Source organism: Actinophytocola sp. (assembly GCF_009379765.1).
In the GTDB taxonomy this organism is placed as follows: domain Bacteria; phylum Actinomycetota; class Actinomycetes; order Mycobacteriales; family Pseudonocardiaceae; genus Actinophytocola.
In genome coordinates, this window is record NZ_WHTD01000044.1 from 21,087 (window position 1) to 41,011 (window position 19,925).

General features: G+C 71.5%; 18 protein-coding genes. 12 read left to right on the top strand and 6 right to left on the bottom strand.

Annotated features, from left to right (window positions below):
- Positions 1-112 precede the first annotated feature (112 nt).
- Entirely contained in the window at positions 113-1,606 is a 1,494-nt protein-coding gene (locus GEV28_RS15645; RefSeq protein ID WP_291412797.1) for an FAD-dependent monooxygenase, read from the bottom strand.
- A gap of 47 nt (positions 1,607-1,653) precedes the next feature.
- Here GEV28_RS15645 and GEV28_RS15650 point away from each other — a divergent pair, with 47 nt between their 5' ends.
- The 7 genes from GEV28_RS15650 to GEV28_RS15680 all read left to right on the top strand — a co-directional run bounded on the left by GEV28_RS15650 (position 1,654) and on the right by GEV28_RS15680 (position 9,211).
- Positions 1,654-2,256 carry a TetR/AcrR family transcriptional regulator gene (locus GEV28_RS15650; RefSeq protein WP_291412798.1) on the top strand — a complete coding sequence of 201 codons (603 nt, stop codon included), beginning with the start codon at positions 1,654-1,656 and terminating at the stop codon, positions 2,254-2,256.
- Between the two features lie 137 nt (positions 2,257-2,393).
- Positions 2,394-2,747 (top strand): YciI family protein, encoded by a 354-nt coding sequence (locus GEV28_RS15655; protein ID WP_291412821.1) that lies wholly within the window; start codon positions 2,394-2,396, stop codon positions 2,745-2,747.
- Positions 2,744-4,006, top strand: a complete 1,263-nt coding sequence (locus tag GEV28_RS15660; RefSeq protein ID WP_291412822.1) for a sigma-70 family RNA polymerase sigma factor — start codon at positions 2,744-2,746, stop codon at positions 4,004-4,006. The genes GEV28_RS15655 and GEV28_RS15660 overlap by 4 nt, the downstream gene beginning before the upstream one ends.
- Before the next feature lie 607 nt (positions 4,007-4,613).
- The gene (locus GEV28_RS15665; protein WP_291412799.1) at positions 4,614-5,771 is read left to right on the top strand and encodes a damage-control phosphatase ARMT1 family protein; all 1,158 of its coding nucleotides are present in this window, start codon (positions 4,614-4,616) and stop codon (positions 5,769-5,771) included.
- 113 nt (positions 5,772-5,884) lie between these two features.
- Positions 5,885-7,063: a TerC family protein gene (locus tag GEV28_RS15670; protein ID WP_291412800.1), complete on the top strand. Its 1,179-nt coding sequence runs from the start codon at positions 5,885-5,887 to the stop codon at positions 7,061-7,063.
- Between the two features lie 65 nt (positions 7,064-7,128).
- Entirely contained in the window at positions 7,129-8,679 is a 1,551-nt protein-coding gene (locus GEV28_RS15675; RefSeq protein ID WP_291412801.1) for a helicase HerA-like domain-containing protein, read from the top strand.
- 166 nt (positions 8,680-8,845) lie between these two features.
- The gene (locus GEV28_RS15680; RefSeq protein ID WP_291412823.1) at positions 8,846-9,211 is read left to right on the top strand and encodes an MmcQ/YjbR family DNA-binding protein; all 366 of its coding nucleotides are present in this window, start codon (positions 8,846-8,848) and stop codon (positions 9,209-9,211) included.
- 115 nt (positions 9,212-9,326) lie between these two features.
- Here GEV28_RS15680 and GEV28_RS15685 read toward each other — a convergent pair whose 3' ends face one another.
- Positions 9,327-10,385, bottom strand: coding sequence for a hypothetical protein (locus GEV28_RS15685; RefSeq protein ID WP_291412802.1), 1,059 nt, complete (start codon positions 10,383-10,385; stop codon positions 9,327-9,329).
- A gap of 85 nt (positions 10,386-10,470) precedes the next feature.
- Complete coding sequence (locus tag GEV28_RS15690; RefSeq protein ID WP_291412803.1) at positions 10,471-10,821, bottom strand: hypothetical protein; 351 nt, start codon at positions 10,819-10,821, stop codon at positions 10,471-10,473.
- Positions 10,822-10,972: 151 nt separating this feature from the next.
- Here GEV28_RS15690 and GEV28_RS15695 point away from each other — a divergent pair, with 151 nt between their 5' ends.
- The 3 genes from GEV28_RS15695 (at position 10,973) to GEV28_RS15705 (ending at position 15,026) form a co-directional block, all read left to right on the top strand.
- Positions 10,973-12,439 carry a hypothetical protein gene (locus GEV28_RS15695; protein WP_291412804.1) on the top strand — a complete coding sequence of 489 codons (1,467 nt, stop codon included), beginning with the start codon at positions 10,973-10,975 and terminating at the stop codon, positions 12,437-12,439.
- Between the two features lie 147 nt (positions 12,440-12,586).
- Positions 12,587-14,569: a DUF6541 family protein gene (locus tag GEV28_RS15700; RefSeq protein ID WP_291412805.1), complete on the top strand. Its 1,983-nt coding sequence runs from the start codon at positions 12,587-12,589 to the stop codon at positions 14,567-14,569.
- 82 nt (positions 14,570-14,651) lie between these two features.
- Positions 14,652-15,026 carry a hypothetical protein gene (locus GEV28_RS15705; RefSeq protein ID WP_291412806.1) on the top strand — a complete coding sequence of 125 codons (375 nt, stop codon included), beginning with the start codon at positions 14,652-14,654 and terminating at the stop codon, positions 15,024-15,026.
- Here GEV28_RS15705 and GEV28_RS15710 read toward each other — a convergent pair.
- The gene (locus GEV28_RS15710; protein WP_291412807.1) at positions 15,008-16,084 is read right to left on the bottom strand and encodes a glycosyltransferase; all 1,077 of its coding nucleotides are present in this window, start codon (positions 16,082-16,084) and stop codon (positions 15,008-15,010) included. The two genes, GEV28_RS15705 and GEV28_RS15710, sit on opposite strands and share 19 nt — an antisense overlap.
- Positions 16,085-16,260: 176 nt before the next feature.
- Between GEV28_RS15710 and GEV28_RS15715 the strand changes: the two genes are divergently transcribed.
- Complete coding sequence (locus tag GEV28_RS15715; protein ID WP_291412808.1) at positions 16,261-17,199, top strand: NAD-dependent epimerase/dehydratase family protein; 939 nt, start codon at positions 16,261-16,263, stop codon at positions 17,197-17,199.
- Between the two features lie 21 nt (positions 17,200-17,220).
- On the opposite strand, the gene GEV28_RS15720 is transcribed toward GEV28_RS15715, so the two are convergent.
- Both GEV28_RS15720 and GEV28_RS15725 read right to left on the bottom strand, forming a co-directional pair.
- Positions 17,221-17,592, bottom strand: a complete 372-nt coding sequence (locus GEV28_RS15720; RefSeq protein ID WP_291412809.1) for a DUF2304 domain-containing protein — start codon at positions 17,590-17,592, stop codon at positions 17,221-17,223.
- Between the two features lie 5 nt (positions 17,593-17,597).
- Positions 17,598-18,287, bottom strand: a complete 690-nt coding sequence (locus tag GEV28_RS15725) for a glycosyltransferase family 2 protein (protein ID WP_291412810.1) — start codon at positions 18,285-18,287, stop codon at positions 17,598-17,600.
- A gap of 347 nt (positions 18,288-18,634) precedes the next feature.
- On the opposite strand from GEV28_RS15725, the gene GEV28_RS15730 reads away from it, so the two are divergent.
- Positions 18,635-19,924: a nucleotide sugar dehydrogenase gene (locus tag GEV28_RS15730; protein WP_291412811.1), complete on the top strand. Its 1,290-nt coding sequence runs from the start codon at positions 18,635-18,637 to the stop codon at positions 19,922-19,924.
- Position 19,925: the final 1 nt, after the last annotated feature.

Here is a 19,925-nt window from a genome sequence, read left to right on the forward strand (position 1 = left end):
CGTCTCATCCCGGTCCGCGGGTGCCTCGGTCCGCGGACGCCTGGCGACACGGCGGGCCTCGACCTGTGCGCGGTACGGCGGTCGGCGTCAGGTTCCAGGTGGGTGGCACTGTCTACTTCGGACGTGCGCCGAACCAGGTGGTCAGCGCGTCGGCCAAGGCGTCGCCACCCGCCCAGGCCACGACGCCGTCCGGGCGGACGAGCACGCCCGGCAGGTTCGGCTCGTCCGGGCACCGGGTGCGGACGGTGCGCACGCGGCCCTCGTCCAGGTCCACATGCGACGGGAGGCCGCCCAGGTCCAGCAGGACGCCCGCGCCGCCGCGGAGGTGGTCGGCCAGGCGGGTTCCGTCGTCGAGGGGCAGGTCCGGGGCGCTGCGGCCGACCAACGGGTGGTCGCCCGGGAGGTCGTACCGTTGCCAGACGCCGGAGATCTTCTTGGCGAAGTAGGTGGTGCCGGCGACGGTGTCGACGAGCTCGCCCACGACCGCGCGGATGGCTCGCGCGTGCGGGTCGGGGCGCATCAACGCGATCTGCGCCCGGGTCCAGTCCAGCACCCAGGCGCCGATCGGGTGGCGCTCGGCGGTGTAGGTGTCCAGCAGGTCCTCCGGAAGTCGGCCGCGCACCACGGCGGCGAGCTTCCAGCCGAGGTTCACCGCGTCGCCGATGCCCAGGTTCAGGCCCTGGCCGCCGAACGGGGAGTGCACGTGTGCGGCGTCCCCGGCCAGCAGTACGTGGCCGAGCCGGTAGGTGGTGGCCTGCCGGGCGTTGTCGGTGAACCGGGTGGCCGACCGCACGCCGGTGATGGTGACGTCCACACCGGACACCGCGCGAAGGCTCTTCTCCAGCTCCGCCATGGTGATCTCGGCGTCCCGGTCGGCCGGTGGGCCGTCGAACTCCACGGTGAGGACGCGGCCGGGATTCGGGCCGTGGGCGTAGGTCCCCGTGGGCGTCATGTGCCAGCCCCGGCTGAGCCGGTCGGGTCCGTCCATCTCCACGACGGCCTGGTGGCCGGTGATCTCCGGGGCGGTGCCGGGGAACTCGAACCCGGCAGCCTTGCGGACCAGGCTCCGGCCGCCGTCGCAGCCGACCAGCCAGCTCGCCCGCATGCTCTCCGGCTCCATGTGCACGGTGACGCCGGTGTCGTCGGCGTCGAAGCCGGTCACCTCGACGCCCCGGCGAACGTCGACGCCGAGCTCGGCGGCACGGCGGTCGAGGATCGCCTCGATCTGCTGCTGTGAGACGAACCCGATGTCACCCGCCGGTCCTTGGCCGGCGAAGTCCGGGTCGGACTCGTCCAGCAGGTCGGCGGACAGCCAGATGGCGGCGAAGTGCCCGGCGAACTTCGGCGGTGGTTTGGCCGGCCCGCGGTCCTTCATGAAGGACCGGAACACCGCCATGGACTCGTCCTGGGCGGCGGCAAGCTCCGGGAGCAGGCCGCGCCGGTAGAACGCCTCGGCGGTCGGGACGTTGATCGCCCCGGCCTTGATCGTCCGGTCGGGTTCGGTGAGCCGCTCCAGCACGGCGACCGACACCCCGTGCAGCCGCAGCTCGCAGGCGAGCATCAGACCTACCGGCCCGCCGCCGGCGATGATCACGTCGTGGTTCATACCGAAAACTGTACTCGACTCAAAATTCAGTCGGGTACAGTATCGGCGTGGCGTCGTTGCGGGAGCGGAAGAAGGCCGAGACCCGGCAGCGCATCGCCGACATGGCCACGGTCATGTTCGTCCGGCGCGGGTTCGACAACGTCACGATCACGGACATCGCCGAGGCGGCGAACGTGTCGAAGGTGACGGTGTTCAACTACTTCCCGCGCAAGGAGGACATCTTCTTCGACCGCGGCCCGCAGGCGCTGGACCTGCTCACCGCCGCCGTCCGCGACCGCCGGGCCGGCGAGTCCCCGCTGCGCGCGGTGCGGCGGCTGCTGGTGGATCTCGCCGAGCAGCACCACCCGGTCGGCGGTTTCCGGGACGGCTTCCCCGCCTTCTGGCGCACCGTACTCGACTCCCCCGCGCTGCGCGCCCGGGCTCGCGAGGCCATCGATGAGCTCGAGGAGCATCTCGCCCGCCTGATCTCCGACACCAGTGACGATCCCACTCCCCGGTTGACCGCGGCGGTGGCCATCGCCGCCTACCGCACCACCTACACCGCCGGCATCACCCGCATGCTCGCCGGCGCGAGCGCCGACGAGGTCACCGCGGACCACATCGCCGCGGTCAACCGCGCCTTCGACATCCTGGCGGGTGGCCTCGCATGACCGTCGTGGCGAGGTTGCGCGGGAGCGCCTGACGCCCTGGCCCGAAATCGTTCCTCCCGTGTTGTCGAATATCGGGTTGTGGCGGCGTCACTACGTCGACGGCGCCACACCGGCGGCGTGCGAAGAGAGGACGACACATGGAGTACGCACTGCTCATCTACGGCGACGAGAAGGTCTGGGCGGCGCACGACGAGGACGAGAAGCATGCGAACAACGCGCGGCACGAACGCTTCGCCACCGCGCTGGCAGCGCGGGGTGCGATGCGCGGCGGCAAGGAGCTGGCGCTCGCGAGCTCGGCGACCACCCTGCGGCACGAGGACGACGACGTGAGCGTCACGGACGGTCCGTTCGCCGAGACCACCGAGGTGCTCGGGGGCTTCTACCTGATCGAGGCGGCCGACCTCGACGAGGCGATCGCGTTGGCCAAGGAGCTGCCGGAGCGGGTGGTCGAGATCCGGCCGGTCGTACCGATGTCGGAGAGCGGCAGCTGAACGCGCCGGACGCGGTCGAGCAGGCGTACCGGGAACACTGGTCGCGCCTGCTCGCCCTGCTCGTGACCCGGATGCGGCGGTTCGACATCGCCGAGGACAGCCTCCAGGACGCCTTCCTGGCCGCGGCCCGGACCTGGCCGGAGCGGGGCGTGCCGTTCCACCCGGCGGCCTGGCTGCTGACCGCCGCGCACCGGCGCGCGCTCGACCGGATCCGCCGCGAGGAGAACGAACGGCGGCGGCTCCCGTTGCTCGTGACCGACCCGAGGGCGGAGGACGTGGTGGTGGAGGATCCCGACCCGGATGCCGGCCCGGGTTCCATCGTGGACGAGCGGCTGCGGCTGCTCTTCGCCTGCTGCCACCCCGCGTTGTCCGCCGACGCTCGTGCGGCGCTGATGCTGCGGTTCGGCGCCGGGCTGAGGACCGCCGAGATCGCCCGCCTGTTCCTGGTGCCCGAGCCGACGATGGCCGCCAGGCTGACGAGGGCCAAGGCCAAGATGGCGCTCGCGGGCATCCCGCTGCGCCGGCCGACCGCCGAGGACGTGCCCGCGCGGCTCCGCGTCCTGCTGAAGGTCGTCTACCTGCTGTTCACCGAGGGGTACCGGGCCACCGCCGGACCCGAGCTGCGGCGACCGCGGCTGGCCGGCGAGGCGATCCGGCTCGGCTACCTGCTCTGCGAGCTGCTGCCGGACCAGGACGAGGCCCTCGCCCTGCTCGCGCTGATGATCCTGCAGCACGCCCGCCGCGACGCCCGCTTCGACGGGGAGGGCCGGCTGGTCCTCATGGCCGACCAGGATCGGACGACGTGGCGCCACGACGAGATAGACCGCGGCCTGGACCTGCTGCGCCGGTTGGGCCCGGCGTCCGGCGACTACCACCTCCAGGCACTGGTCGCCGCCGAGCACAGCAAGCCCGAGGCCACCGACTGGCCGCGCGTCGCCCAGCTCTACGCCGAGCTGGAGCGCCGCACCGCGTCACCTGTCGTCCGCCTCAACCGGGCGGTGGCCGTCGCGGAAGCCGGGTCGCCGGAGGCGGCGTTGACCCTCCTCGACGGACTGGACGAGGCACTGCCCACGAACCACCTCCTCCCCACTGTGCGGGGCGAGCTGCTGTCCAGGCTGGACCGAACCGAGGAGGCAGCCGCCGCGTTCGACGCCGCCCTGCGGCTGGTCCGCACCGACGCCGAACGAGCCCACCTGCGGCGGCGCCGGGCCGACCTACGCCGGGGCGCCGACGAGGAGGCGGGCGGTGAGCGCCCATGAGTCACGGGCGAGCGGCTCGGGGACCGGGCAGTCATCACACGCCTCCGGCCCCGCGGTGTTCCGGACCTCGACGCCCGAGGCAGAACCTTCCCGGCGTCGGCGACGGCGTAGAACGAACCCGCCACGATCACCGGCATGTCCGGATCGGACAGTGCCACCGCCCCCGCCGGTGCTTCGGACAGGCGCGGTCCGGCACGGTCCGCCGATGCCGCCGGCAGGGACTCCCCCGCGCCCGGTTCCGCCCGGCCGAGTCGAACTCCGTCGCGACGACCGCGACCGCCGACGTCGGTCTCGACCACCGCGTAGTCGACCGTCCGGTCGCACAAGAGCCGGAATGCCGCGGCCGCGACCGCCTCGAACCCCGGTGACCGTCCCGAGTGGACCATGCGGAACGCGGGCTCCTTCCGCCGTACGGCGTCGACCGCGGCCACGGGTGCGCCAACCGGCGGCGCGCCGTCCGTCACGACGGCGGCACCCGAGGACGGCAGCTCGGCCATCAGGTACCGCTCGACGTCATCGCGGCGGCGAGGCGCCGGACACCGCCCGATGACGGCTCTTCCAGGGACGATCGGCCATGGCCGCCACGCCGCTCGGCTACGGTCGGCGGATGACCGACCGGCTCCCCGACGCGCCACCGATCCTCGGCGACCCGCCCGGGTCGTTCGCGTGGGATGTGTTGCACCGCAGGCATCCCGCGCTGATCGAGCAGGTGCGTGGCGGGCTGCCGTACCCCCCGGACCGGCTCCGGGCGCTCGACGCGCTGACCGAGGAGATCACCGGCGTCATCGAGCCGCTCGACCGCGACGCGCACGACCGCGCGACGTGGGACGCCTGGGGCGCCGAGTACGTCGGCCGGCCGTGGCCGGCGGTCCCGTTCCTGTGGGCCGAGAGCTACTTCTACCGGCGGTTGCTCGGCGCGGTCGGGTACTTCGGCCCCGGGCCGTGGCGCGGGATCGACCCGTTCGAGCCGGCGAAGTCGGCCGAGCTGGCCGACCCCGCGCTGGATGTCGACCTCGCCGCGCTGGACGAGCTGCCGGGGCTGCCGGCGGACGAGCTGGTGGCCGCGCTGACGGGGGCTTCGCTGTGGGGCAACCGCGCGGACCTCGGCTTTCGGATCGGGGCCGCGCCGACCGAGGCGAACGAGGACCTCGTCGTCGACCAGCGCCCCCGCCTGTGGTCGCTGCTCGCCGCCGCGCGGACGGTGTGCGTGGTGGCCGACAACGCGGGCCGGGAGCTGCTGCCGGACCTGCTGCTGATCGACCACCTGCTCGCCGCGGGCGGGGTGGCGCGGGTGGCGCTGCACGTGAAGCCGCACCCGTACTACGTGTCGGACGCGACGATGTCGGATGTCATCGCCGCCCTGCGCCGGCTCGGTGGCGCGCCGGGGTACGCCGCCGCGGTCGGCGAGCGGCTGCGCCGGGCCGTCGGCGCGGGCCGGCTGACGGTGAGCGCGCCCGACTTCTACCGCGCGCCGTGGTCGTTCCACCGGATGCCGGCCGACCTCGCGGCGGAGTTCGCGGCCGCGTCGCTCACGGTCGTCAAGGGCGACCTCAACTACCGCCGCCTGGTCGGCGACCGGGCCTGGCCGGCGACCACCCCGTTCGAGGCGGTGACGGCGTACTTCCCCGGCCCGGTCGCGACCCTGCGGACGCTCAAGTGCGATGTGGTCACGGGCGTGCCGGCCGAGACCCTGGCCGCCCTCGACGGCACCGGGGAGCCCTGGCGCACCAACGGGACCCGCGCCCTGGTCCAGGTCCGTGGCTGAGCCAGGGCTCGAGCCGCGCGGCCCGCGACGCGCGGGAGGGAGCTGTTGCGCCCGGCGGCCGGCCGTGATCGTCTGAGTGGTCGGTCTTGCCAACGAGAACGCGGGGACAACCGGTGGACGTACCGCAGTTCGTCTGGTGGCTCACGATCGCGGGCGTCGTGGGCCTGCTTCTGTTCGACTTCATGGCTCACGTGCGCACGGCGCATGTGCCGACCCTTCGCGAGGCGGCGGTCTGGTCGACCGTCTACGTCGGCATCGCGATCGCCTTCGGCGTCGGCGTGCTGGTCCTCGGCGGCTCCGCGATGGGAACGGAGTACTTCGCCGGGTACGTGACGGAGAAGGCGCTGTCGGTCGACAACCTGTTCGTGTTCCTCATCATCATGTCGAGCTTCAAGGTGCCCCGTGCCGACCAGCAGAAGGTGTTGCTCGTCGGGATCGTCTTCTCGTTGCTCGCGCGGACCGGGTTCATCCTGCTGGGAGCCGCCCTCATCAACACGTTCGCGTGGACCTTCTACGTGTTCGGCGTGATCCTGCTGGTCACCTCCGGCAACCTGATCAAGCCGCAAGGCGAGGACAGCCACTCGGCGGACAACATCGTGATCCGCGTCGCCAGGAAGCTCTTCCACACCACGGACGACTACGACGGCGACAAGCTGTTCACCGTCGCGCACGGCAAGCGGGTCATGACGCCGATGCTGCTGGTCATGGTCGCCATCGGCGGCACGGACCTGCTGTTCGCGCTCGACTCCATCCCGGCCATCTTCGGGCTGACGCAGAACGTCTACCTCGTGTTCACGGCAACGACGTTCTCGTTGCTCGGGCTGCGCCAGCTGTACTTCCTCATCGACGGCCTGCTGAACCGGCTCGTCTACCTGGCCTACGGGCTGGCCGTGGTCCTGGCGTTCATCGGGGTGAAGCTCGTCCTGCACGCCCTGCACGAGAACAACGTGCCGTTCATCAACCGCGGCGAACCGGTCGAGGTGGTGGAGATCAGCACCGGGCTGTCGCTGAGCGTCATCTTCGGCGTCCTCGTCGTCACCGTGGTCGGGTCGATGACCAGTGCGTGGGGCAGGGCGCAGAACGTGATCGCCTCGGCCCGGCGCCACGCGATCGAGTACTGCGACATCGAGGAGGACCCCGTGCGGCGCGGGGAGGTCCTCACGATGCTGCTCGCCGAGGAAGCGACCCTCAAGAAGCTTCCCGAGAAGTACCGGGCACGGATCCGGGAGGAGGAGAAGCTGATGACCCTGCTCGAGCGGGCGCACGCGGAGCGGGCCCGCGTCGCGACCTGAGCACGACCGAGTGGCGGAATCGGCGGAACGGCCTAGACTTCCCGCTGGTCAGAGAGGACGTGCCGATGTCAGAGCAGGCAAGTGCCGCGAGTGAGATCGCGGGCGGATACACCACCTCCGGCGGGGCCGTCGAGCTCGGCTCGGTGGTCGTCGACGGCACCGTCGACCCCGGCGCGCGGGTCCGCATCCCGCTGGCGATGATGAACCGGCACGGGCTGATCGCCGGCGCGACCGGCACCGGGAAGACCAAGACACTGCAGGGGATCGCCGAGCAGCTGTCCGCCGCCGGCGTCCCGGTCGTGATGGCCGACGTCAAGGGCGACCTGTCCGGTCTGACCCAGGCGGGCACCCCGAACGACAAGATCACCGCGCGGGCGGCCGACACCGGCGACGACTGGCGGCCCGCGGCGTTCCCGGTCCAGTTCCTGTCGCTGGGCACCAGCGGCGCCGGGGTGCCGGTCCGGGCGACGATCACCGGGTTCGGTCCGCTGCTGCTGGCCAAGGTGCTCGAGCTGAACGAGACCCAGGAGTCCACGCTCGGCCTCATCTTCCACTGGGCCGACGGCAAGGGCCTGCCGCTGCTGGACACGAAGGACCTCCGCGCCGTCATCACCCACCTGACCGGCCCCGATGGCAAGGCCGACCTCCAGGGCATCGGCGGCGTCTCGGCCGCGACCGCGGGCGTCATCCTGCGCGCGCTGTCCAACCTGGACGCCCAGGGCGGCGACGAGTTCTTCGGCGAGCCGGAGCTGTCCGTCGCCGACCTCATGCGCCGGTCCGACGGGAAGGGCGTCATCAGCCTGCTCGAGCTGGCCAACCTGCAGAGCAGGCCGGCGCTGTTCTCGACGTTCCTCATGTGGTTGCTGGCGGAGCTGTTCGAGGAGCTGCCCGAGGCCGGCGACCTGGACGCACCGAAGCTCGTGTTCTTCTTCGACGAGGCGCACCTGCTGTTCAACGACGCGTCGGAGGCGTTCCTCGACCGCATCGAGCAGACCGTCAAGCTGATCCGCTCCAAGGGGGTCGGCGTGTTCTTCTGCACCCAGCTGCCGACCGACCTGCCCAACCCGGTGCTGTCCCAGTTGGGGGCGCGGGTGCAGCACGCGCTGCGGGCGTTCACCCCGGACGACCAGCAGGCGCTCGCGCGCACGGTGAAGACCTACCCGACGACGCCGCACTACGCGCTCGACAAGGCGCTGACCTCGCTCGGGATCGGCGAGGCGATCGTCACCGTGCTCAGCGAGACGGGCGCGCCGACCCCGGTCGCGTGGACCCGGCTGCGGGCCCCGCGGTCGCTGATGGGAACGATCGGCGGCGACGCCGTCACGCAGGCGGCCACATCCTCGGAGCTGCACGGAAAGTACGCCCAGACCGTCGACCGTGAGTCGGCCTACGAGCGCATGGCACAGAAAGCCGCCGCCGCGCCGTCCCCCGAGTCCGCCGAGAAGGACGGCACCAAGCCCGCCGGCACAGGCCCGCGCAAGCGCGAGGACGACGACCCCGGCTTCGTCGAGAAGGTGATGGGCAACAGCGCGGTCCGGTCGTTCTTCCGCTCCGCCGCGAGCGCGGTCGGCCGCGAGGTGACCCGCGGCCTGTTCGGCACCCGCCGCCGCCGCTGACCCACCCACCCCGCGAGTCCAACACTCCGGACCCCTGAGTCTCACGTTCGCGGCCCGACCGGCCCGCGCTGGTAGAACCTGCTCGTGGTGGATCAGGTCTGCTCGCTCCGCTGAAGGGCCGTACCCTCGCCCGCAGACCGCGCGGAAGGGAGCCAACGTGTCGAACATGGACCGCCTGGAACAGATCGTCGGCCGCCTACCCGAGGCGGAACGAGTCGACATCGAGGCGTGGGACGGTGAGCCGACCTTCCGCGTCGGAGGCAAGAACTTCGTGTTCGCCAGTCCGGACGCCACCGCCATCAGCGTGAAGCTTTCCAAGGACGAGGCCGCCGCGCTGGTCGCAACCGATCCTCAGGCCGTCCCGACCTCCTACGGCATGGGCCGCCATGGCTGGGTGTCGATCACGCTCGACGGCCGGCCCACGCGGGAGCGCTGGCGGGAGGTCGAAGAATGGGTCCGCACCTCCTACACGCTGATCGCGCCCAAGAGGCTCGCCCGCCAGGTCCTCGGTCAGGATCAACCGACGCCCTGATACGCAGGTCCCCCGTCGGAAGTTCGTCACCTAGTCCGCCGGCCCAGCTTCCTGCTGGCGGCGTTGCCGGTCCGGTTGTCATCCGGACCGGCACGCGGTTCTGACCTGCGGGGCGTCACTCCCAGCTGCCGAGCCACTTCGGTGCCACGATGCCGACCTCGACGGCGAGCTCCTGGGCGTCCTGCCGGAGGCGGGTCAGCTCGTCCTTCGGGTCCGTCGCTCCCAGGACGGCGTGCACGACCTCGGCGAGGGCGTACGAGTCGTGTTCCCGGGCGGCGGCCCGTACCGTGGCCGGCACCGCGGAGTCGAACGCGACGTCGAAGCGCTGCAACCCGGACCCGGCTCGCGCGCAGGCGGCGCACGCGCAGGCGGTGACCTCGCTGCCCTTGAGATCGATCCCCCGCTGCCAGTGCAGCAGCCGCGGCACGAACACCTGAGGGCTGCGCTTGGGCCGAACACCGTCGGCGCGCCTCGCGACGGGTCCCCCGAGATGCCGGGTGGAGGACGACAACCCGATGGCCGCGAGCGTCGCACCGGCGGCGATGGCGGGAATCCCGACCGGTCCGGTGCGCAGCAGCTCGAGCTTGCGTCCGGTCCGCGCGCTCCACCGCAGCAGCCGGCGCAACCCGAAGACCTTGTAGGAGGAGTCCACCGGATCGAACGGCGCACCCAGCACCAGCGAGACATCCCGGTCCGCGGCCCGCAACTGCTCGGCGAGCACCCCACTGTGCTTGGACCCGAGCCAGCCCCCGTCGAGCACCAGCGTGACGGAGACCTTCACCGGGTACTCGCGACCCAGCGCGGCCTTCAGCTCGTCGAGCTGCCCCACCCGCAACCGGAGGCCCGGGGTACGCACCACCGACAACCCGAGCTCGGCCTGCGCGTCGACCCAGTCGAAGACCGGCAGGTCGAGCGCGAGCCCCAACTGCCCCTCGACAACCGGCGCCTTGGCCTTTCCCCGCCCGAGATACGCGGCCGGATCAAGATCCACCCCGGCAAGCTCCCCGGCCCGCGCCAACACCCGAGCGACCGCGAGCCCGTGCACCCCCTGCAACGTCACCCCGCCGAACCGCTCCCGGTTGGCCAACGCCTCGGCGGCGCTACACCGCCCGAGATAGGCCTGCACCCGCCCGAGCGACGACCGCACACCACCGCGCACCCGCCGATCGACCATGGAGTCCTCACAAGTTCCGAACACCACAACGGTAAACGACGCGGGGTGGCGACTCGAACCGCGAGCAGGGACCTGTCTTCTGGACCTACCCAGAATCCGAAGCGCCAGACCCCAGTTGGCCGAGCCAGGCGGCGGTGTGCTGCGCGTCCGCATGTGGCGACTTGCCCAGGCCGGCGGCGAGCGCGCGCAGGCCGTCGGGTTCGTAGTAGCTCGCGATCCAACCGATCGCCCGACGTGATGCGAATCCCATCGATGGTGATCGCCAGCCGGCCGTTGGAGACTTCGGCCGCAGTTGACGCATCCCGACCAGGACGAAGACCAACCCCACCACGAGCCCGACAACCGCCCCGACCCAGAAGGGTTCGGTGCCGGCGAACGCGACACCACCCATCACCGGAGCGACAACGACCAGGACCACCTGCCCGAGCACGATCAACCGGCGAGTGCGCACCGTGAACCGGAGCCAGGTCCCCTGCATGGCCCGAAGATACAGCTCGGACCTCCTCGTAGGACCTGTTGAAAGCGGTCAGCGGATTCACGCCCGTGCCCCAGTACCCGGCGAACGGGCCTGGCTACTGTTGCCCGACATGGGCGAGAAGCAGACGACCACCATCGGGCAGCGGTCATCGTTGCTGGCCAGGCCGAGCGCCTGGGTGTCGGTGACGCCGCTGCCGGTCGCCAGGCGCGGCGTCGTCTCCACCGCCGGCATCGCGGTCCAGGGCCTCGTCCGGTTCTGCTACAGCCTGCTGATCGGGCGCACGATGCCGGCGGGCTTCCTGTCGGCCACGAACAGCGCCATCTCCACCAGCATGCTGTCCACGCTGCTGTGGCCGACCTCGCTCGCCTCGGCCGCGGGGAAGTTCCTCGCCCGCGAGTCCGGGTCGCCTCAGCGGGCCGCCGCGCTGACCCGCTACCTGGGCAGGCTCTGCGTACTGACCTCGGTGGCGCTCGCGGCGGTGGCGGTCGTGGTGACCGCGGTGTGGCTCGCGCCGGGACACCCGTCGACCGCGGTGTTCGTCGGCTTGCTGACCCTGGGCTGGTCCGGCTACACGTTCGTCCGCTCCGCGCACTACGCCACGAACCGCGTGGCCAGGGCGACGTTCTGGGACTTGCTGTCGTTCCTGGTCTCAGTGCTGGGCCTGGTGCTGGTGCTCGCGTTCGACGCGACCGACCTGCTCCTGCTGCCGATCACCGTCGGCTACCTCGGCTACGCCGTGCTGGGGTGGCCTCGCGGGACGAAGGGCGCGCTCGACGAGGCGCTCAAGCGGGAGATGCGGCGGTACGTCAGCTGGGGCGTGGTCGGCTCCCTGACCACGGGTGGCTTCCTGCAGCTGACCATGGTCATGGCCCACCAGACCGGCGACACGACCGGCGCGGACGCCTACGCGGCGGCACTCACGCTGGCCACCCCGGCGTCGATGATCGGCTCGGTGCTGAGCCTGCTGCTGCTGCCCACCCTGTCCGAAGCGGTGGGCCGCGGCGACCTCGACTCGGTGCGCAGGCAGACCGACCTCGCCAGTCGCGGGCTGATCGCCCTGGTCGGCGGCGTGTTCGGGGTGGTCATCGTGGGCAGCCGCGTCGTGGTCGCGGTCATCTGGCCGAACCTGACCTCGACGGTGCCGATCCTCGAGGTGCTGCTGCTCGCCACGTTCCTGATGACCGCGGCGGCCGCGTGCACCGAGTCCATCAACTCCTTCAGTGTGCACGGCGCCCGGACCATGGGGGTGATCCGGTCGATCGGGTTCGTCACCGGGCTCGCCGTCGTCGGAGCGCTCGTGTCCGGCATGTCCGTGCTGGGCATCGCCATCGGCTACCTCGCCGGGATGGTGCTCACCGGACTGATCCCTATCGCCGTGGTGTGGCGACGCGACGGGCAGCGTTGGGGCCCGTCCGCGCTGCGCGTGCTCGTCGGTGCCGCACTGGCCGCCGGCCTGGTGGTCCTGCGCGACCGGTGGGGGCCGGTCGGCTGGCATGACCTGCTGCTCGTCGCGGTGTTCGCGCTCGCATGGCTCGCCATGCTCGGCCGCGACACGCGGGTGCTGCTGCGGCGCTGACACCGTGGGTCCGGCCCCGTCCGCCGGTTGCTAGTCTGCCCGCGGCTCCTCCGAATCGGCATCGTTCCGACAACTCATCTGCGCGGAGCCGCTCGTCTTTCCTGGGGGACGGACGAGCATTCGAACGGGCCGTACGGAGGAGGACACATGAGTTGGTGGCAGCTGACGCCTGCCTTGGCGTGTACCGCTGCCATCGTCTTCCTGCCCGGCTACCTGGTCCTGCGGAGCTGGGCCGTGACCGGCCTCGTCGCCGTCGGCATGGCCGCCCCGTTCTCGGTCAGCCTGATCGCGATCACGGCGGTGCTCGGACCACTGGTCGGGCTGCGGTGGAACGTGCTGGTCGTGGTCGTCCCGGCGCTCGCGCTCGCCGCGGTCGGGCTGGTTCTGCGCAAGCTCACGCCGACCACCCTGGCCGTCCGGGACCACGCGGCGAGGCCCGTACGGTCCCGGTGGCCGCTGCTGGTGCACCTCGGCGCGCTGCTCATCCCCGCGCTGCTGCTCACCCGCGGCCTGACCAGGATGATCGGCGCCCCGGAGAACATCTCCCAGACCTACGACAACGTCTTCCACCTCAACGCGATCCGCTACATCCTGGAGAGCGGGTCGGGGTCCTCGCTCACCATGGGCGGGATGTACAGCAACGGCGCCTCCCCGGCGAGCTACCCGGCGGCATGGCACGACCTGGTGAGCCTCGTCGTGCAGGTGGCCGGCGTGTCCATCCCCGCGGCGGTGAACGCGGTGACCCTGGTCGTCGGCGCCCTGGTCTGGCCGATCTCGTGCATCTTCCTCACCACCCGGGTCACCGGCACCCGGCCGGTGCCGCTGCTGTTCGCCGGCGCGCTGTCCTCGGTGTTCGGCGCGTTCCCCTACCTGATGGTCGACTTCGGCGTGCTCTACCCGTTCTTCCTGTCCCTGGCGCTGCTGCCCGCGGGGATCGCGCTGATCGCCATGGCGACCGGCGTCGGCATCCGAGGCGGCACCCCGCGGTGGCTCGCCGCGCTGGGACTGGCAATCGCTGCGGCGGGCATCGCCCTCGCGCATCCGAGCACGCTCATGGCGCTGCTGGTGTTCGCGGTGCCGATCCTCGTCGTCGCGCTCGTGCGGTACCGCCGCATCCTGGCCGTCGGGCGGGCCGCCGCGCTGCGGTACTGGAGCGTCGTGGTGCTGATGCTCGGCTACCTCCTGTTCGGCGTCGTGCTGTGGGACCGGCTGCGTCCCGGTGACAAGACCTGGTGGCCACCCATCGAGACCATGCCCCAGGCGATCGGGAAGATCCTCAGCGCGGGCTTCTCCGCGCAGGGCCCGACCTGGGTCGTGCTGCTGCTGACGCTCGTCGCCGCCGGCCTGGTCATGCGCAGGCAGCTCAGCTGGTGGGTGCTGGGCACCTACCTGATCGCCGCGAGCCTGTACGTCATCGTCGCGGCGATGCCGAGCGGCCCGTTGCGCAACTTCGTCACGGGTGTCTGGTACAACGACTCGTTCCGGCTGGCCGGGCAGCTGCCGGTGATCACCGTCGTGCTCAGCGCGATCGCCGCCGTCTGGCTGTTCACCCGCACCGTCGACCTGCTGGCCGCGCGCCGCCCCGCGTTCGAACGGCTGCGCTCCACGCCGACGGCCGGCCCGGCCGCCGCCGTGGCCGCGTTCGTCGTCGCCGCCGTCATCGGGGTCGTCGGCCAGTACAGCTCGGTCAACTACGCGGTGGGCCGCGGGCAGGCCAGCTACACCCCGACCGAGGAGTCCCCCGTGCTCTCCCCGGACGAACGCGACCTGCTCGACCGGCTCGACGAGGAGATCCCCGAGGGCGACTCCGTCATCGGCAACCCGTGGACCGGCACGGCCCTCGCCTATGCCGTCGCCGGCAGGCGCATGCTCACCCCGCACGTCGGCGGCACGATTCCCCCGGAGATCCTGGACGTGATGGACAACCTCGACGAGATCGGCACCGATCCCGAGGTCTGCGCCACCATCCGCGAGCTGCGCAGCTACTACGTCCTGGACTTCGACGGGCCCCAGGTGCACAACCGCGACATCCACTTCGACGGTCTCGACTCGCTGGGCACCAACCCGGGGCTGACCGAGATCGACCACGAAGGGTCCGGGGCCCGGCTGTTCCGGATCACGGCGTGCTGAATGCCGACGATAGGCTGCGGGCAAGCGAATCCTGAACACCGTCGAACGCGCCCGCGGTTGTCTCGCGCCGATCGCGTGGGCGATGCGGGGCAAGGCCGACCAGCTGATCGCACACACCGGCCAGCACTACGACCACAACATGAGCGACGTGTTCTTCGCCGAGCTCGGCATCCCCGCACCGGACTCGGTGCTGGTGTACGGCGACACCAACTCCAGGTCGCGGGCAACCCCGCCGGCACCGGCCGCGCCGGTCCGGCCGGGCGGGTACCACGTGGCGACCGTCCACCGGCCGGACAACACGGACGACCCGCGGCGGCGGCGCGCCATCGTCGACGGCATCGCCAAGGTCGGCAAGCCCGTGGTGCTGCTGGCCCACCCGCGGCTGGCACCGGCCGGGCGCCGAGAACACCGTGCGGACGCTGCTGGAGCGGTGGACCACTACCCCAGGTGGCGGTAGAACTCGTCGAAGCGGTCCGCGATCGCGGCCGCGCCGAACCGCGGGATCACCGTCGCACGGATGGTGTCAGCGGAAACGTCGGCGAACCTGTCGCGCGCCCGCCGGACCCCCATCGCCAAGGCCGTCGGATCGTCCTGTTCGGTGAGCACCCCGTTGGCGTCCGTCACGTAGTCGGTGAACCCGCCGGTGCCCGGCAGCACCACCGGGCGGCCGCAGGCGATGGCTTCGGCACCCGCGGCCAGGAACGTCTCGAAGGCCGTCGGGAGGAAGAACAGGTTCGCCGCGCGCAGATGGTCGGCCACCTCGTCGGGCCGGACCGCGCCGGCCAGGTGGACCCGGTCGGCGAGCCCGAGCTCGGCGATGCGGCGCTCGACCTCGCCACGCAGCACACCGTCACCGACCCAGGTCAGGGTGGCGTCCGTCCCGGTGTCCACCAGCTCCCGCATCGTGTCCACCGCCAGTACCGGGCGCTTCCCCGCGACCAGACCGCCGACCGCGACGAGCTTCAGCGGGGTCCAGGAAGGCTGCGGCGCCGGTTGAAACCGGTCGGCCACCACGCACGGGATCACCTCGACCGCGTCCCGTCTGGCGAACTTCGCGACCGTGTCGGCCAGAACGCTGGACACGGCACCGACCCGGCGCGGCAGCCGCAACAGATGCCGCGCGCCGGCCAGGTGCGGCCACGCGCCGCCGACCCGGTCGGGAAAGGCGACCCCGCTCCAGTGCTCGGTGTGCACCCAGCGCCCGCCGACGACCGGGAACAGCGGGGCGAGGACGCCGAGCGTGCTGAACGCCATGCTGTGCACCACGTCCGCGCCTCGCGCCAGTCGCCGCAGCTCCCGGTAACCGGCGAGCATCGCGGCCGGCGTGGCCGGCAGCTCCGTCACCGGCAGCCCGGCGACCTCGCGCTCCTGGATCCGGCCGGTGCCACCGAGCCGCAGGTGCACGACCTCGACATCGTGGGTTCGGGCGATGGCGCCGGCATGTGCCACGTTGAACGGTGCGACGCCAGGCCGGTCCGCCGTGGGGAACCAGGTGCTGACGACGAGGACGCGCATAGGTCAGGCCTTCCGATGTGTTCGGCAGAGTGACGCTTGGCCGGTACCGACGGTTGGTCCGACGGCCGCAAATAATGGCGGTGCTGCCGGTGGCGCGTCGGTGCCACGCTGCCGCGTGACCGGGCGCTCGCCCGTACTATGTGGCGTCCGCGACTCTCGACTCGTGAGGAACGCCTGTGCGCACCTTGGTTACCGGCGGTGCCGGTTTCATCGGCTCCACGCTGGTCGACCGGCTGATCTCGAACGGGCACGAGGTCGCCGTGGTGGACAACCTGTCCCGGGACAGCCGCGCGAACCTGGCCGACGCGCTGGACACCGGCCGGCTCACCGTGCACGAGCTGGACATCAACGACCCCGAGCTGGCCGCCGCCGTCGCCGGCGCGGCGCCCGAGGTCGTCTACCACCTCGCCGCGCAGATCGACGTGCGGCACAGTGTGACCGACCCGCTGGACGACGCCACCCGCAACGTGCTGGGCACCATCGCGGTGGCCGAGGCGGCACGCAAGGCCGGCGTGCGCAAGGTGGTGTTCGCGTCCTCCGGCGGCTCCATCTACGGCACGCCCGAGGACCTGCCGATCGCCGAGAGCACGCCGGTCAACCCGAAGGTCCAGTACGCGGCCAGCAAGGTGTCCGCGGAGGTCTACCTGAACGCCTACCGTGAGCTGTACGGCCTGGACTGCACGCATCTCGCGCTGGCCAACGTGTACGGCCCGCGGCAGGACCCGCACGGCGAGGCGGGCGTGGTGGCCATCTTCACCGGGGCGCTGCTGGCCGGCCGGCCCACGAAGGTGTTCGGCGACGGCGGCAACACCCGCGACTACGTGTACGTGGGCGATGTGGTGTCCGCGTTCGTCGCGGCGGCCGGCTCCGTGGGCGGCGGCCGGCGCTACAACATCGGCACCGGCGTGCAGACCTCCGACCGCGAGCTGCACACCCTGGTCGCGCGCGCCGCGAACGCACCCGACGAGCCGGAGCTCGCCCCCGCACGCCTGGGCGACCTGCGCGCCTCGGCCCTGGACGCGAGCGCCGCGGCGGCCGAGCTCGGCTGGCACCCCGAGGTGGACGTCGCCGAGGGCGTCCACCGCACGGTGGAGTACTTCCGCAAGCTGGCCTAGCGGCTCAGGCCCGGGGGCAGCTCAGGTCTGGCGCAAGTAGCCGTCGTTCTCGGTGTCGGACTGCTCGGGGCTCTCGGCACTGCGCAGCGCGACGGCGCGAGCGAGCCGGGCGTAGCGCAGCTCGATCTCCTTGAACCGCAGGTACGTGTTGATGTTGGCGAAGCCGAAGGCGACCACCAGTGCGTAGAGCACCAGGTCGGTGCCGCGGCCGACGCCGACCATCACGGCCAGCTTGCTGACCTGGTCCGGCGCCAGCACCGCGAACACCCCGAACACCAGGAACAGCGCGAACCCGATCTTGACGCTGGCGCCCGCCCTGCTGGTGCCGTGGTGGCGGAGGAAGAACACGAGCAGCAGTACCACGGCCAGAATGAGCAGGTACTGGATCAGCATGGTGGCTACCTCCTGGCGTTCGTCCGCAGCAGGGTGTCGAACAGGATGTTCACCCCGTTGATCATCGACTGGCCCTTGGCCATGGAGTACTCGGTGTACAGGATGGTCACCGGCTCCTCGCCCACCCGCCATCCCCTCCGCGCGATCATCTCCACGATCTGCGACGCGTGGCCCATGCCGTTCAGCGTGATGTTCAGGTCGTCGGCGACCTTCTTGGTGAACACCCGAAGGCCGTTGTGCGCGTCGGTGAGCTCGAGCTTGCGCAGGGTGGGCGACAACATCACCACGGTCTTGAGCACGAACCGCTTGATAAACGGGATGTGCTCGGTGTCGCCGTGGAACCGGGTGCCGACCACGATGTCCAGCGGCTCGTCGCGCAGCCGCTGAACCATCCGCCCGACGTCCTCCACCTGGTGCTGCCCGTCCGCGTCGAAGGTGACGAAGTACTGCGCGCCCGGCTGGGCGCGGGCGTACTCGACGCCGGTCTGGATGGCCGCGCCCTGGCCGAGGTTGACCGGGTGACGCACCAGATGGGCGCCGCTGCGCCGAATGAGGTCCGCGGAGCCGTCCTTGCTGCCGTCGTCCACGCAGACCACGTTCGGGAAGGTCTTGCGTGCCTCCTGGACCACGCCGGCGATGACCGTCGCTTCGTTGTAGACGGGTACCACCAGCCACACGTCCTGCTGGTCCGCCACGTCGCCTCCAGGTGGCCTCGGTGACACTGGGTGGGCCAAGTCGGCCCCGGGCAGGTTACCGGCGGGCGGGTTCACCTGGTCACCGGGTGCTCTCCTGGGTCACGAGGGCCGGCGCACGGTATGTGCCCCGGTGACCAGGCTAGCCGAGCGTGACGTTCAGAGGTCGCGCAGCTAGTGTCGTGAGTTCGAGGTTGTTTGACGTTTGCCGGGGATCCAGATTGCCGCGAGGCGCCACCTCGGCGCGGTGGGCGCCGTCAGGCCTATCTGCGCGACCTCTTAAGCTGCGGGGCGACTCCCGCGCGTCATGGGCGCGCTCACCACGCTATGTCCGGATGGGGATTCCTTCGGTGAAGATCGCTGTCATTGCCCTGGGGAAGATCGGTCTTCCGCTCGCCGTGCAGTTCGCCGCCAAGGGCCACGAGGTGGTCGGCGTCGACGTGAACGCCGAGGTCGTGGACCTGGTCAACCGCGCGGTCGAGCCGTTCCCCGGCGAGTCGCACCTGCGGGACAGGCTCAACGAGCTGGTGCCCTCCGGCGCGCTGCGCGCCACCACCGACTACGCCGGCGCCGTTCCCGGCGCGGACGCGGTGGTGCTCGTGGTGCCGCTGTTCGTGGACGACGACGCGCGGCCGGACTTCGCCTGGATGGACGCGGCCACCGAGGAGCTGGCGCGCCACCTCACCGCGGGCACCCTGGTGTCCTACGAGACCACGCTGCCGGTCGGCACCACCCGCGAGCGGTGGAAGCCGATGCTGGAGAAGGGGTCCGGGCTGGTCGAGGGAGTCGACTTCCACCTGGTGTTCTCGCCGGAGCGGGTGCTCACCGGCCGGGTGTTCGAGGACCTGCGCAAGTACCCGAAGCTGATCGGCGGCCTGTCCGCGGCCGGCGCCGCGCGGGCCACGGAGTTCTACGAGGCCGTGCTGGACTTCGACGACCGCCCGGACCTGGCCCGCCCGAACGGCGTGTGGGACCTCGGCTCGGCGGAGGCGAGCGAGCTGGCGAAGCTCGCCGAGACGACCTATCGCGATGTGAACATCGGCCTGGCCAACCAGTTCGCGCGGTACGCCGCGACCGCGGGGATCGACGTGTACCAGGTGATCGAGGCGTCGAACTCGCAGCCGTACAGCCACATCCACCAGCCGGGGATCGCGGTCGGCGGGCACTGCATCCCGGTGTACCCGCGGCTGTACCTGTGGAACGACCCCGAGGCGAGCGTGGTGCGCGCGGCCCGGGAGGCGAATGCCGGCATGCCGGACTACACGGTCGGCCTGCTCGAGGGTGCGCACGGCGAGCTGACCGGGCAGCGGGTGGTCGTGCTCGGCGCCGCCTACCGGGGTGGGGTGAAGGAGACCGCGTTCTCCGGGGTGTTCGCCACCGTTCGGGCGCTGCGCGACCGGCAGGCGACCGTGCTGGTGCACGACCCGATGTACACCGACGACGAGCTGCGCGCGCTCGGCTTCGAGCCCTACCACCTCGGCGACAAGGCCGACGCCGCGGTCGTGCAGGCCAACCACGCCGAGTACACCCGGCTGGGACCGGACGACCTGCCCGGCATCGCCACCATCGTCGACGGCCGCCGGATCAGCACCGCCGACCGCTGGCCGGGCGTCACCTACCGGGCGATCGGAAAGGCGTGAG

Bases quoted from the DNA above. Each gene is read 5' to 3' on its own strand.
- GEV28_RS15655 (WP_291412821.1), top strand. From the start codon at position 2,394: ATGGAGTACGCACTGCTCATCTACGGCGACGAGAAGGTCTGGGCGGCG.
- GEV28_RS15700 (WP_291412805.1), top strand. From the start codon at position 12,587: ATGAGTTGGTGGCAGCTGACGCCTGCCTTGGCGTGTACCGCTGCCATC.
- GEV28_RS15665 (WP_291412799.1), top strand. From the start codon at position 4,614: ATGACCGACCGGCTCCCCGACGCGCCACCGATCCTCGGCGACCCGCCC.
- GEV28_RS15675 (WP_291412801.1), top strand. From the start codon at position 7,129: ATGTCAGAGCAGGCAAGTGCCGCGAGTGAGATCGCGGGCGGATACACC.
- GEV28_RS15705 (WP_291412806.1), top strand. From the start codon at position 14,652: ATGCGGGGCAAGGCCGACCAGCTGATCGCACACACCGGCCAGCACTAC.
- GEV28_RS15695 (WP_291412804.1), top strand. From the start codon at position 10,973: ATGGGCGAGAAGCAGACGACCACCATCGGGCAGCGGTCATCGTTGCTG.
- GEV28_RS15720 (WP_291412809.1), bottom strand. From the start codon at position 17,592: ATGCTGATCCAGTACCTGCTCATTCTGGCCGTGGTACTGCTGCTCGTG.
- GEV28_RS15645 (WP_291412797.1), bottom strand. From the start codon at position 1,606: ATGAACCACGACGTGATCATCGCCGGCGGCGGGCCGGTAGGTCTGATG.
- GEV28_RS15710 (WP_291412807.1), bottom strand. From the start codon at position 16,084: ATGCGCGTCCTCGTCGTCAGCACCTGGTTCCCCACGGCGGACCGGCCT.
- GEV28_RS15685 (WP_291412802.1), bottom strand. From the start codon at position 10,385: ATGGTCGATCGGCGGGTGCGCGGTGGTGTGCGGTCGTCGCTCGGGCGG.
- GEV28_RS15680 (WP_291412823.1), top strand. From the start codon at position 8,846: ATGGACCGCCTGGAACAGATCGTCGGCCGCCTACCCGAGGCGGAACGA.